We start from the raw sequence: 12,771 nt of genomic DNA on the forward strand, positions 1-12,771 counted from the left end.
GCGCCGTGTTCACGGCGGATAGCCGTCGGCCACCCTGCCGTTTTCCAGCATCCAGTCCTCAGCCCCCACGGCAACGGCCTGCCGCACCGCGCGGCCAAGTGCCTCGCCCAGGGCGGTATGCAGCCCGGCGAAACGCATCTCTCCCGGCCGGGCGGCCAGCGCGATGCAATCCGTGCCGGTGCCGGTGGCTCGGGCACCATTCCCGAGGCGCAACCCGCTGTCCATCACCGCCGCCGTGCGCGCCTCGGCCACGATGGTCAGCGCCTCAAACTGCGCAGTTTCGGTCAGCCCGGCCCCGACCACCACAGCGAGGTTGATGGTGCCCACCGGCGCGGGGGCCGTCGCGCGGCGGGCGCCCGCCGTTTCGGCATTGCCAAGCCCGACCGTGGCAATACAGGTGACGGCGATCCCCTCCACCTCTGCCTGCGCGGTGAAATGTCGCCCGATATCGCGCGAGGTCAGCATGCCGACATCCCCCGACGCGCCCTGCCCCGCCATTTCAGCCGCGAACCAGCGGTCCACGTCCAGATCCGGCGTCAAATCAGCATTACGCACCTCGCGCCACAGGATGCGGCGCGCAGTGGCAAAGCCCGGCCGCCACGGCGCGAAGCTGAGCACGCGCATCTCCTGCCCCAGATCGGCGATCAGCCAGGGACGGGCAAGGGTGAGCACAGTCATTCCGACACCGTAGCGAGCGGCTGGAAACTGGGGCCTTCGGGCGTATCGGCACGATAGGCGATGATGTCGAACACCCCGGCCAGAAGTTCAGGCGTCAGCACCGCCTCCGGCGTGCCATCGGCCACCAGCGCGCCCTGATGCAGCACCAGAAGCCGGGTGCAGTGTCGCGCCGCCAGCCCGAGATCGTGCAGCGAGACCACAACACCGCGCCCCTCGTCCGCCAGCGCGCGCAGCACCCGCATGCTGCGGATCTGCTGGGCAGGGTCGAGGCCCGCGACGGGCTCATCCGCCATGAGGAGCGGAGTATCCTGGGCCAGCGCGCGGGCCAGCAGAACCCGCGCCTGCTCCCCGCCAGAAAGGGCCGTTGCCACGCGGTTGCGGAATGGCTCCAGCCCCATGCGGGCGATGGCAGCCGCGACCGAGGGGTGATCTCCGGCCCGGCCACGCGCCATCGCGCCGAGCGAGACCAGATGGGCCACGCTGACCGGCCAGGCGATTTCACGCGCCTGCGGCAGCCAGGCGACCTGCGCCGCGCGCTCCGCCGGGCGCAGCCGGGCGAGCGAGCTCTGGCCACTGGCCTGCACCAGCCCCAGCGCCGCGCGCATCAGCGTGGATTTCCCGGCGCCATTCGGCCCCAGCAACCCCACGCATTCGCCGGGCGCGATGGTCAGGGAAATCTCGCGCAGAACGGGCGTGCTGCTGCGGGACAGGCTCAGACGGTCGAGCGTCAACAGGCTCATGTCTGCCCCCGCATGCGCCAGATCAGATGCAGGAACACCGGCGCGCCCACCAGCGCCATCAGAACGCCGAGTTTGAGATCACGCCCCGGCAGGATGACGCGCACGCCGATATCGGCCGCCAGCACCAGCGCCGCCCCTCCCAGCGCGGCCGCAGGCAACAGCCGCGACGGGCGCCCCCCGACCGCGCCACGCAAGAGATGCGGCACCACCAGCCCGACGAAGCCCACCGCGCCTGCCACCGCCGTGGCGGCGCCGACCGAGGCCGCGACGCCCGTCACCACCAGCAACCGCAGGCGGCGGAGATCGGTGCCCATGGCGGAGGCGGCATCCTCGCCCAGCGTCAGCGCCTCCAGCCCCCGACCTGTCCGCGCCAGTGCAAGCCAGCCCGCCGCCATGATCGGAAGGGCGATCCAGACATGGGCAAAGCTGCGGTCAGCCAGTGATCCCATCATCCAGAACACGATTTCATTGGCTGCAAAGGGGTTGGGCGACAGGTTCAATACCAGAGAGGTCATCGCGGCGGCCAGCGCCGACAGCGCCACCCCCGCCAGGATCAGCGCCAGCGCGCCACCGCTGCGGCCCGCCAGCAGCAGGATCAGCAACACTCCCGCAAGCGCCCCCGCCAGCGCCGAAAATGGCAGTGCCAGGGTGAAGGCCGCCGCAAAGCCGGTCTGCAATGCCAGCACCGCGCCGAGGGCCGCCGAGGCCGAAACGCCGATCAGACCGGGTTCGGCAAGCGGATTGCGCAAGAGCCCCTGCATTGCCGCCCCCGAAAGGCCAAGGCTCACCCCCACCATCACCGCAAGCAGCGCACGCGGCAGCCGGATTTCCCGCATTACCAGCGTCAACGGCCCGCCATCGCCAAAGACCAGCGCGCGCAGGGATTCCCCTGGACCCGCCGCCGCAACGCCCGTCACCAGCGAGGCGAGGAACAGCAGCGCAACCAGCACGGCCAGCAGGGTCAGCAGCCGCGCAAAGCTCATGGCCCGACCCCCTTGCGGGTCGCGGCAAGCCGTTCGGTCGCATCCAGCAGCGCGGGCAGGCCACAGACCCAGTCATTCTCCTCCAGCACCGTCTGCCCGCCGGTCAGCGCGGCAAGCGCGGGGTGGTGCAGCACCTCTTCGGCGCGCGAGGCGCCGGGATAGGGATCGCCCGCAATCACCAGATCGGGGTCGGCCATGATCAGCGCCTCCAGCGGCAGGAAGCCGCCCATGGGCATGCCCAGATCCTCGGCCAGATGGTGATAGCCCGCGCGTTCGATGATCTCGCCCGCAAGGCTCCGGCTGCCCGAGGCATAGCCGTTGGCCGCGAAGGTCGCGGCGGTTGGGCGCTGCGACGGGGCCGGTGGCAGCCGCGCGAGACGGGCATCGAACGCCTCCAGCATGGCCTGCGCCGCCGCCTCACGGCCCAGAGCGCGGCCCATCTCGATCATGCCCTGCCGCACCTCCGCGATGGAACTCGCAGGCGGGAAGGTGACCACGCGGATACCCAGCCTTTCCAGCATCGATACCGTGGCACGCGCCGTATAGGCTCCGGCCAGAACCAGATCGGGCTTCATCAGGTAAACCTCCTCGGCCTGACCCTGATTGGCCGGATAGGCCATGGCCGCCTCGACCATGGTGGAGGAGCGCGGGTCCTGCGCCAGATCGGAGACGGAAATCAACTGCCCCGGCGCGGCCAGGAGGATAGCAAGCTGATCGGTACAGAGATTGATCGAGACGACGCGCCGGGGGGCGTCCGGCGCGGCGAACCCCGGCCCGGTGCTTACCGGACCGGCCAGCAGCAAAAGCAGCGCAAGCTGCCTTACCATTTCGCCTCCAGCCCCAGCCATGCGGTGCGACCTGGCGTTGCATAACCCCAGGTTTCCACATTCTTGCGGTCAAAGAGGTTGGTGACGCGCCCGGTCAGCTGCACGCTGTCGGTCAGATCATAGCGCGCGGCGACATTCACGGTGGTCCAGACCGGGGTCTTGCGGGTTGCAAAGGCGCCCCAGTATTCGGTGCTGTAATTCCCCGCCGCATAGCGGATGTCCGCCGTAACCGAACCGCGGCCGCCAAAGGTCTGCCAGGTGCCTGACAGGCCAAGCTCGTGCCGGGGGCGCAGGATCTCGACCGAGCCGTCGGGGTTCTTTGCGTCCAGATAGGTGTAGTTCATCCCCAGAGACAGCGTGTCGGTGGCTTGCAGGCGACCGCTGAGCTCGATCCCCTGACGCGGGCTTTTGCCCGACTGGTTGACATAGGTCGCCCGGCCCGAGCCATCGGGTGCCGCGCCATAGGCATAGGTGATCTCGTCTTCCAGCTTCTCGTTGAAATAGGTGATGTCGATCAGGCCGCGACCGCCCAGAACCTCGGTCTCGATCCCCAGATCGAAGCCGGTGTTGCGTTCGGGTGCCAGACGGGGATTGCCCAGCGTGTAGCTGTCATCGGCATAAAGTTCGTAATAGGACGGGTTGACCGAGGCGCGGCCCGCCGAGGCATGGACGCGCAGCCCGGTATCCGGCACGCGCCACGACAGGCCGATGTTCCAGCTGGTGAAATCCTCGAAGGTCTTGTTGTTGTCGCGCCGGATGCCAGCCTGGATGTCCAGCCCGTTGTCAAGAAAACCGCGATATTCCAGCGCGACCGAGGTCATGCCGCGCTTGTAACCCGGCGCCGCCGAGGATTCATCATCCTCCTTTTCCGCAAGCAGGTTCAGCAGGTGCGACGCATCTTCCACCGCCTGTCCGTCCAGCGCGTAGCTGAGCCGGTATTTCAGCTTCCCGGTCTCACTCCGCGTGGTCGGGCCGCCGTTGAAGCTCTGCCTGAACAGCGTGTTCTGCCATTCCAGCCGATGGGTCATCCGGCCATCCAGCATCGAAAATTCCGCCCACAAAGCGCCGGTCTGTTCATCGCGGTTGCTGTAGGGCGCCGGGTCATCCACGACGTAGCTGTCGGCATCGGTCGCGGCCCAGTTTTCGGAATCATAGTCGTAGCGCTCTTTCGAGCGGCGCAGGGTGAAGCCCAGCGTCAGATCCTCGGTCGCCTGCCAGTCGCCCGACAGGTTCAGGGTGCGGCGGCGGATACCGTCCTTCTCGCCGCCATCGCCGGACTGGTCATAGCCCTTGTCATCACGATCCGAGAGGCTCAGCTTGAGCCCGCCGCGCGCACTGCGCTGCGACAGGAAGGCCGAGGCGGCAGTGCCGTTGCCGAACTCGATCCGGCCGCCGTAATGCGTGCCCTCATCGCCCTTTTTGGTGATGATGTTGATCACCCCCGTCGAGGCATTGGAGCCGTAAGAAGCCGATTGCGGGCCGCGCAGCACCTCGATCCGGTCGATATCGGCGGCTTCCAGCCCGGTGAAGACATATTCATCGGACCCGGCACTGGCCTCGATCCCGTCGATCAGCACAAGCGTATGGCTGGCCTCGCCGCCCCGGATACGCACCTGCGTATAGGTGCTGCCCGAGCCGGTCACGGAAACCCCTGGCAGCGCGCGCAGGGCATCCTGCACCGTCGCGATGCCGCGATCCGCGATTTCGGCGCCATCCAGCACGGTGACCGACCGGCCATAGGCATTGGCGGCAATGCCGGTCAGGCCGCCGGAAATGATGATCTCATCCATTTCGGTGACCTCCTGCGCCACGGCAGCGCCCGGCACCAGAAGGCAGGTGGTGGCCAGAAGACCAAGATACGACACGCGTTTGGAACCCATGTTCCGTTCTCCCAATCGCGGGCAAATGCCCGACAGACCCGATGTGTCGCGGAAAGGGTTCCGCAGACAGTGCTTGCTGTCACCGCTGCGGTTAAGGCCGCTTCCATGGCGCCCCTCGCGCCCGGAAAGGGTGATCCTCCAAGCAGGTCTCCTGGCTCGCGGGTCGTAGCGTTGCCGGCCTTCCCGGGGCTTTGCCGCCCCAGTGGCATGATCGACGTCGCTCACCGCTGACAGTTGCGGGGGCAGCTACGGCCAGAACGCAGGCGTTCCTCCGTATTCCCTTTTCATCCGGCGGGCCGGAACTTGGTCCTGCGATCTAGGGTCCGGGGGCTGCGCGAGTCAAGGCCGCGCCGCAGCGCGGCGGGTGGATCGCATTCCGCTGTGGCACCATGCACGCACCCAGCCTGCTTGACGGGACCGGGCCAAGCAGCAAAGCTTTGCCCACCCGGGGGAGGAGCGCAGATGACCACGCCGCAGGATGCGGGCTGAACGATCCGGAAAGCCCAGCCCCACAGGCACAATGCGGTAAGCTCTGCGCCATCCCCGAAGCCACGACCAAGGAGCCCCGATGAACTGGACCGATTTCGCCCGCTGGGGCGCCCGTATCGCCGATTGGGGCGCACACTATCATCAGGGTCTGCGCGAGCGCCCGGTCCGCGCCGGCACCCGTCCCGGCGAAGTGGCCGCCGCCCTGCCCGCCTGTCCGCCGGAAACGCCCGAGGCGATGGAGGCAATCTTCGCCGATTTCGAACAGATCGTGATGCCCGGTATGACGCACTGGCAGCACCCGCGCTTCTTCGCCTATTTCCCCGCCAATGCCACGCCGCCTTCGATGCTGGCCGAGTTTCTCGCCAACACCGTCGCCGCGCAATGCATGCTGTGGCAGACCTCGCCCGCCGCGACCGAGATGGAGACGGTGATGATGGACTGGCTGCGTCAGTCGGTTGGTCTGCCAGAGGGATTCAAGGGGGTCATTCAGGACAGCGCCTCGTCCGCCACGCTCGCCGCTGTGCTGACGATGCGGGAGCGCGCACTGGATTGGGCCGGCAATGAACAGGGCCTGAGCAGCCAGCCGCGCCTGCGGGTCTATTGTTCGGGCGAGGTGCATACCTCCATCGACCGGGCGATCTGGATTTCCGGCATCGGGGCCGCGAACCTCGTCCGCATCCCGACGCAAGGCCCGCGGCGCAGCATGGACCCGGCGGCGCTGGATGCCGCCATCCGTGCCGATCTGGCGGCGGGGTTGCACCCCTGCGGGGTGATCGCCTGCACCGGAGGCACCGGAACCGGCGCCTGCGACGACATTGCGGCGACGCTTGCCGTGGCGAAGGCGCACGGGCTTTACACCCATGTCGATGCAGCCTGGGCAGGCGCCGCGATGATCTGCCCGGAGTTCCGCGAGTTGTGGACCGGCATAGAAGGCGCCGATTCCATCGTGTTCAATCCGCATAAATGGCTGGGCGTGCAATTCGACTGCGCGGCGCATTTCCTGCGCGACCCCGAGCCGCTGGTGCGGACGCTGGCGATCCGGCCGGAATACCTCAAGACCCATGGCGCGGACGGGATCGTCAATTATTCGGAATGGTCGATTCCGCTGGGCCGCCGCTTCCGTGCGCTGAAACTCTGGTTCGTGCTGCGGCATTACGGGCTGGAAGGGCTGCGCACCCGCATCCGCAACCATGTGCGCTGGTCGCAGGCGCTGGCAGACAGGCTGCGCGCCGATCCGCGGTTCGAGATCATGACCGAGCCGGTCCTGTCACTGTTCACCTTCCGGCTGAAAGGCGCGGATGAGGCGGCGCAGCAGGCCTTCATCAACCGGATCAACGATGATGGCCGCATCTACATCACGCAGACGCGGGTGCAGGATGGGCTGGTGATCCGCTTTCAGGTCGGCCAGTTCGACGCGACCGAGGCCGATGTGGCCACGGCCTTCGAGGTGATCACCGCACTGGCCGGGAACGGTTAACTCCGTTCCAGAAGGCCCCGGATCAGAAACATCTCCGCCTCGTGGATGCAGCCCATCTGCTCCCATTCCGCATCGGTCTGGGTGGCCAGCCGCCATGTCAGCAGCGTCACCACGCATTTGTCGGCGCCGATCTTCAGCACGTCACCGGGGATCACCCGCGACATGTTGCGAAACTGCATGGCCTCTTTCGACGGGCCGACGTCGTAATCTACCTGAAACCGTGCCGGATCAGCGTTCAGCCGGACCCAGGTTTCCTTGCCCGAAAAGACCGAGGTGCCTACAAACAGCCCCGGCTCCGCCTCGCGCCGGTTGGCGCTGCCCCAGGCCCACTGGCCCTGCGCTATCCCGTCGGACATGATGGCAAAGGCCACCTCTGCCGGGCGGTTCACCACGATGCTGCTGGTGTGACAATGATGATCCTGCATGGCGCCCCCTCCTGTTCGCGGGGTCAGGCTGCGCAGCACCCGGCCCGCCTGTCAAGCATCGCCAGCCTGCCTGCGCCAGTCGGTCGGGGTCAGGCCGAACAACGCCTTGAACAGCCGCGAGAACTGCGCCTGATCGGAGAAGCCGAAGCGATAGGCAATCTCGGCCATCGGCAGATGCCGCGAGGCGCCGATCACATCCCGCGCCGCGATCAGCCGTTCCTCGCGGATGAATTGCGAGACGGTCTTGTTGGTATCGCTGAACAGTTCGTGCAGATAGCGTTTGGAGATGCCGCAGGCATCGGCCACATATTCCGGTGACAGGGCGGTGTTTGACAGGTTCTGCCGGATGACATGCTCTGCCCGCCGCAGATGACCCGCCCGCACGGCGGTGCGCACGCCCGCCTCGCCATCTTCGGTATTGCCCTCCAGCGCCAGCGCCAGCACCTCGACCGTCTGCCGCCCCAGAATGGCCGCCGCCCGCGCCTCGGTTTCCGGCAGTACCTGCAGCTGCCCCATCATCGCCGAAAACAGCGCGGGCAGGCCACTGCCCGCGTCTATGATGCGCGCGCAGAACCGATCCGGGTCGCGCAGCTTTTCCGCCAGCATGCGCTTCGAGATTTTCAGCACCGTCAGTTCGTTCGCAGCGCCATAGGAGAACCGATAGGGTTCGTCCCCGCGTTCCAGGATAAACCCGCCGGGATCACAGCGCACCTGACGGCCAAGCTGATGAAACTCCACCGGGCTGCGGCGCGGAATGGTGACCAGATATTCCTCCTCCCGCGTATGCGAGATGTGGTCGGGCAGGCGTTCGTATTGCAGGGGTTCCGTGCAAAGCCGCGACAGGGACACCTGCCCCATCTCGCGCCGCTCCAGCGTGCCGGTGAAGCTGCGCGCATCCCGATAGGTCAGATGCAGCGGAAAATAGGTCTCGGCAATGACACGGTTCCAGTGCACCGCCCGCTGCGCGGGGGCCGTCAGGGCCGTGCTGTGGGCAATGATGTCCATGGCGATCTCCCCCGGAGGGCCTGCAAGAATCGCTAACCACGAACGCCCTTCCGTTCAAGAAAATTTCGCGGCGACGCGCCCGGCCTGCACGGAATGACAAAGGGTCATGCGCAGGGCGTCAAGGCCCTGCCCATCCCTGCGCCGGTTTGCAAATGATCCCGCGCCGGTCTGCAAGATCGTGGCCGCGTCCCGCGTCATCCTGTCTGCCATCTTGAGAGGCCGGCGAGCGGCCCGGAAACAGGGAGAAGGACAACCGCGCCCCCGGCGTGCCTGTTTTCGTGGCTGCTTCCCAACGGGAAGGACCGACATGACCAAACGCAACGTGGACCCGATCACCCTTTCGGTGGTGCGCGGTGTGCTGGAAACCACCCAGCGCGAAATGACCCTGACGCTGGAACAGACGGCGCGCAGCTCTGTCTTCAACCTCGCGCATGATTATTCGACGGCGCTGTTCAACCACACGCCCGAGATGATCCTGCAAGGACAGGACATCCCGATCCACCTCGGCTCGCTGATCCCCGCGATGAAATCGGTGGCGAAGTTCTTCGAGGGCGAGATCCACGAGGGTGACCTGATCCTGCACAACGATCCGGCCTATGGCGGTTCGCATATCATCGACACCTGCATGTATTACCCGGTGTTCTATGAAGGTGAGCTGGTATTCTGGACCGTCTGCAAGGGCCACCTGACCGATATCGGTGGCCCGGTTCCGGCGGGCTACAACCCCAATGCGACCGAGATCTTCGCCGAAGGCCTGCGCATCCCGCCGGTGAAACTGTGGGACAAGGGCAAGCCGCGCCATGACGTGATGAACCTGCTCCTGACCAACATGCGCGCACGCCGCGACCAGGAGGGCGACTTCAACGCGCTGATCGGCGCCTGTCAGGTGGGCGCGCGCAACCTCATCAACCTGATGAAGAAATACGGCAAAGACGTGGTGCAGGACTGCATCGCCGAACTGCTCGACATGGCCGAGGCGCATATGCGCAAGCTGATCGCGGGCGTGCCCGACGGCACCTATACCGGCACCGCGATCCTTGAGGATGCCGGTCACGGCTTCGGCGATTTCGACATCACCGCCACCGTCACCATCAAGGGCGATGCCTGTCATATCGAGATCGCCTCGCCGCCGCAGGTGCCCTATTTCATCAACAGCTACGAAGGGAACAGCCATTCCGGCGTTTATCTCGGGCTGATGATGTTTGCCCAACTGCCGCCACCCTATAACGAGGGGCTCTATCGCTGTGTCACCACCGACATGGGGCCGAAGGGCACGCTGTGCAACGCAAAATCCCCTGCTCCGCACATGAACTGCACCACCACGCCGATGGAAACCCTGACCGACGCCGTGCGGCTTGCCTTTGAACAGGCAGCGCCCGCCAAGGTCTCGGCCTCTTGGGGCCATGCCAATGGCTGCAACATCGCAGGCTGGGACAAGCGCCATGACGAGGAATATGTGACCATGGTGCTGGCCTCGATCATCTCGGGCGCGGGAGCCACGGCCGCACAGGATGGCTGGCATGCCTGCGGCCCGGAATGCTGCTTCGGCGCGCTGACCAGCGGCGACATCGAGATGCTGGAACACAGCTACCCGATCATCATTCACCGCTATGGGCTGATGGAAGATTCGGGCGGCGCGGGAAAGAACCGCGGCGGCTCCGGCACCTGCTGGGAGGTGGAGCCGATGGACACGCCCATGACGCTCGTCACCTTCGGCGAAGGCCGCCGCATCCCCGCCATGGGTGCCGCCGGCGCGAAATCGGCGCTGATCCAGCCCAAGGTTGGACGGCTGGAGGTCACACGCAACGGGCAGACCCGGATCATCACCGAAAACGTGATTGAGACGATCCAGCCCGGCGAACGCGCCGCCAACAAGAACCCCGGCGGCGGCGGTTACGGCAACCCGTTCGAACGCGACATCCAGAAGGTGGTCGAAGACGTGCGCAACGGCCTCGTCAGCCTCGAAGGCGCCCGCCTCGACTATGGCGTCGTCATCACCGACCGCGACAGCCTGAGCGTCGATCACGCCGCCACCGCGAAACTCCGCGCCGCCTGATCCCCATTTTCTGTCGAAAAATATCCTCGGGGGGTTCGGGGGGCAGACAGCCCCCCGTCCGGCCCCACCATCCCAAAGGACCGCAACCCATGCAGAACCAGTATCGTCTCGGCATCGACGCCGGCGGCACCTTCACCGATTTCATCCTCGCCGATCGCAAGGGCGGCGTGCGCATCTTCAAGGCGCTCTCCACCCCCAACGACCCGACCGCCGCCATCCGCAACGGCCTCGCCCTGATCGAAGAGGAAACCGGGCTTTCCCCCGAAACCATCGTCTCCAACGCCGATCTCTGCATCAACGGCACCACGGTCGGGTTGAACGCGCTGATCACCCATAACGGCGCCAAGACCGGCCTGATCGCCACACGCGGCCATGAAGACAGCATCGAGATCCGCCTTGGCCACAAGGAAGACGGCTATCGCTACGACCCCGACTATCCGCCCGCCACCATGCTGGTGCCGCGCTATCTGCGCCGGGGCGTCGGTGAACGGGTGCTGTCGAACGGCCAGGTCCACACACCCCTGAACGAGGATGACGTGCGCGAGGCCTGCCGGCATTTCCTGCGCGAGGGCGTCGAATCCGTCGCCATCAGCTTTGTCTGGTCGGTGCTGTACCCCGAACATGAAAACCGCGCCGCAGAAATCGTGCGCGAGATGATGCCGGATGTCCGGCTGACCGTGGGCAGCCAGCTTTACCCGCAGGTGCGCGAATATACCCGCACCTCCACCGCCATCGTGAATGCCTATCTCGCCCCGATCCTGCAACGCTATGTCGAGGCAGTGGACGCCTATTTCCGCAGCCTCGGCGCCCGCCACCCGGTGCGCTACTTCCAGTCGAACGGTGGGCTGGCGCTTGGCAAGGTTGTGTCGGACCAGTCGGTCTATGCCATCAATTCCGGGCCCGCTTCGGCGCCGCAGGCGGCGCTCTGGCTGGGTCAGCCCTGGGATATGAAGGACATCATCACCGTCGATATGGGCGGCACCTCATTCGACATCACGCTGACCCGCGACGGCCGGGCGAATGTGTCGAAGAACGTCGATTTTCTGCGCTATCGCATCGGTATTCCGATGATCCAGGTCGAAACGCTGGGCGCCGGTGGCGGTTCGATCGGCTGGATCGACAGCATGGGCCTCATGCAGATGGGGCCGCAATCGGCGGGGTCCGAACCCGGCCCGGCCTGTTACGATCAGGGCGGCGAGAAACCCACCACTACCGACGCCAATCTGGTGCTGGGCTATCTGAACCCCGATGGTCTGGTGGGGGGCCGCCTGCCGCTGAACGTCGAAAAGGCACGCGCCGCGATCAAGACCCATCTGGCCGATCCGCTGGGCATCAGCGTGGAAAAGGCCGCCTATGGCATGTTCACCATCGTCAACAACAACATGGTGAACGCGATCCGCCGCGTCTCGGTCGAGCGGGGCTATGATCCGCGCGATTTCGTGCTGAACTGCGCGGGCGGCGCGACGGCGGCGCATATCACGGCGCTGGCACGCGAGATGGGCACCCGCAAGGTGCTGATCTCGAAGCTGGCCTCGGGGCTTTGCGCCTTTGGGCAGATCATTTCCGATGTGAAATACAACTACATGGCCCCCGCCGCCGCCCGTCTGGAAGGCGCCGAATCCGCCGCAAAGCTGAACGGCCTGTTCAACGGGCTGGAGGCACGCGGCCGTGCCGATCTGATGGCCGATGGCTTCACCGATGACACGATCAGCATCCGCCGCAGCCTCGACATGCGTTATGTCGGGCAGGTGCATGAATGCACCGTGGACGTCGACCCGTTCGAGGTGACCGAGGCCGCGCTGGAACGTCTGAAGGCCGCCTTCCACGCCCGGCATGAGGAGCTCTACACCTATGCCGAGCCGAACAGCGCCGTCGAGGTGGTCAATGTCGAAAGCGCGATCACCGGCGCGGTGGACAAGCCCGGCCGCATGACCGTCGTCCCCGGCAAGGGCGCGCATTCGGCACTGAAGGGCACGCGCGAGATGATCTTCAACGCCGACGGCATCGCGCATGAAACCCCCGTCTATGACGGTGCGGCACTGGGCGCGGGCGACCGCATCACCGGCCCGGCTGTCATTCAGGAGGTCACGACCACCATCGTGATCGAACCCGGCTGGCTGGCGGAGCTGGATGCCTCTGGCGTTTACGTTCTGACGCTGGCAACCCAGACCGGCGCGGCACAGCCGCAGCGCGCGACCGAGGTCGCCTGAG

The 12,771-nt window shown here is 66.2% G+C and carries 10 protein-coding genes and 1 riboswitch; of the genes, 3 read left to right on the forward strand and 7 right to left on the reverse strand.

All coding sequences use genetic code 11. The features are described from left to right. Positions 1-9 precede the first annotated feature (9 nt). The 5 genes from IE126_RS09540 to IE126_RS09560 are packed head-to-tail and all read right to left on the reverse strand — an operon-like array spanning position 10 to position 5,108. Positions 10-678 carry an adenosylcobinamide amidohydrolase gene (locus IE126_RS09540; protein WP_189380809.1) on the reverse strand — a complete coding sequence of 223 codons (669 nt, stop codon included), beginning with the start codon at positions 676-678 and terminating at the stop codon, positions 10-12. Beyond that, positions 675-1,418 carry an ABC transporter ATP-binding protein gene (locus IE126_RS09545; RefSeq protein WP_189380810.1) on the reverse strand — a complete coding sequence of 248 codons (744 nt, stop codon included), beginning with the start codon at positions 1,416-1,418 and terminating at the stop codon, positions 675-677. Before IE126_RS09545 ends, IE126_RS09540 begins: the two co-directional genes overlap by 4 nt. Then, positions 1,415-2,401, reverse strand: coding sequence for a FecCD family ABC transporter permease (locus tag IE126_RS09550; protein ID WP_189380811.1), 987 nt, complete (start codon positions 2,399-2,401; stop codon positions 1,415-1,417). Before IE126_RS09550 ends, IE126_RS09545 begins: the two co-directional genes overlap by 4 nt. Further along, entirely contained in the window at positions 2,398-3,228 is an 831-nt protein-coding gene (locus tag IE126_RS09555; RefSeq protein ID WP_189380812.1) for an ABC transporter substrate-binding protein, read from the reverse strand. The genes IE126_RS09550 and IE126_RS09555 overlap by 4 nt, the downstream gene beginning before the upstream one ends. Next, positions 3,222-5,108 carry a TonB-dependent receptor plug domain-containing protein gene (locus tag IE126_RS09560; protein ID WP_189380813.1) on the reverse strand — a complete coding sequence of 629 codons (1,887 nt, stop codon included), beginning with the start codon at positions 5,106-5,108 and terminating at the stop codon, positions 3,222-3,224. Before IE126_RS09560 ends, IE126_RS09555 begins: the two co-directional genes overlap by 7 nt. Positions 5,109-5,232: 124 nt before the next feature. Further along, a riboswitch (cobalamin riboswitch) is annotated at positions 5,233-5,430 on the reverse strand. A gap of 246 nt (positions 5,431-5,676) precedes the next feature. Here IE126_RS09560 and IE126_RS09565 point away from each other — a divergent pair. Next, positions 5,677-7,074 carry a pyridoxal phosphate-dependent decarboxylase family protein gene (locus IE126_RS09565; protein WP_189380814.1) on the forward strand — a complete coding sequence of 466 codons (1,398 nt, stop codon included), beginning with the start codon at positions 5,677-5,679 and terminating at the stop codon, positions 7,072-7,074. Here IE126_RS09565 and IE126_RS09570 read toward each other — a convergent pair. Together IE126_RS09570 and IE126_RS09575 are read right to left on the reverse strand one after the other, a co-directional pair. Further along, complete coding sequence (locus tag IE126_RS09570) at positions 7,071-7,499, reverse strand: hypothetical protein (protein WP_054301313.1); 429 nt, start codon at positions 7,497-7,499, stop codon at positions 7,071-7,073. The two genes, IE126_RS09565 and IE126_RS09570, sit on opposite strands and share 4 nt — an antisense overlap. A 51-nt stretch (positions 7,500-7,550) precedes the next feature. After that, a complete protein-coding gene (locus tag IE126_RS09575) occupies positions 7,551-8,504 on the reverse strand; it encodes an AraC-like ligand-binding domain-containing protein (RefSeq protein WP_189380815.1) in 954 nt (317 codons plus the stop codon). Between the two features lie 307 nt (positions 8,505-8,811). Here IE126_RS09575 and capB point away from each other — a divergent pair, with 307 nt between their 5' ends. Both capB and capA read left to right on the forward strand, forming a co-directional pair. After that, positions 8,812-10,560 (forward strand): caprolactamase subunit beta, encoded by a 1,749-nt coding sequence (gene capB / locus IE126_RS09580; protein WP_054301311.1) that lies wholly within the window; start codon positions 8,812-8,814, stop codon positions 10,558-10,560. Positions 10,561-10,649: 89 nt separating this feature from the next. After that, positions 10,650-12,770, forward strand: coding sequence for a caprolactamase subunit alpha (gene capA / locus IE126_RS09585; protein WP_189380816.1), 2,121 nt, complete (start codon positions 10,650-10,652; stop codon positions 12,768-12,770). The last annotated feature ends 1 nt before the right edge of the window (position 12,771 follow it).

Source organism: Gemmobacter nanjingensis, from assembly GCF_014652195.1.
In the GTDB taxonomy this organism is placed as follows: Bacteria; Pseudomonadota; Alphaproteobacteria; order Rhodobacterales; family Rhodobacteraceae; genus Gemmobacter; species Gemmobacter caeni.

Excerpts from the sequence above, each read along its gene's own strand:
- IE126_RS09540 (WP_189380809.1), bottom strand. The coding sequence starts at position 678 with ATGACTGTGCTCACCCTTGCCCGTCCCTGGCTGATCGCCGATCTGGGG.
- IE126_RS09545 (WP_189380810.1), bottom strand. The coding sequence starts at position 1,418 with ATGAGCCTGTTGACGCTCGACCGTCTGAGCCTGTCCCGCAGCAGCACG.
- IE126_RS09550 (WP_189380811.1), bottom strand. The coding sequence starts at position 2,401 with ATGAGCTTTGCGCGGCTGCTGACCCTGCTGGCCGTGCTGGTTGCGCTG.
- IE126_RS09555 (WP_189380812.1), bottom strand. The coding sequence starts at position 3,228 with ATGGTAAGGCAGCTTGCGCTGCTTTTGCTGCTGGCCGGTCCGGTAAGC.
- IE126_RS09560 (WP_189380813.1), bottom strand. The coding sequence starts at position 5,108 with ATGGGTTCCAAACGCGTGTCGTATCTTGGTCTTCTGGCCACCACCTGC.
- IE126_RS09565 (WP_189380814.1), top strand. The coding sequence starts at position 5,677 with ATGAACTGGACCGATTTCGCCCGCTGGGGCGCCCGTATCGCCGATTGG.
- IE126_RS09570 (WP_054301313.1), bottom strand. The coding sequence starts at position 7,499 with ATGCAGGATCATCATTGTCACACCAGCAGCATCGTGGTGAACCGCCCG.
- IE126_RS09575 (WP_189380815.1), bottom strand. The coding sequence starts at position 8,504 with ATGGACATCATTGCCCACAGCACGGCCCTGACGGCCCCCGCGCAGCGG.
- capB (WP_054301311.1), top strand. The coding sequence starts at position 8,812 with ATGACCAAACGCAACGTGGACCCGATCACCCTTTCGGTGGTGCGCGGT.
- capA (WP_189380816.1), top strand. The coding sequence starts at position 10,650 with ATGCAGAACCAGTATCGTCTCGGCATCGACGCCGGCGGCACCTTCACC.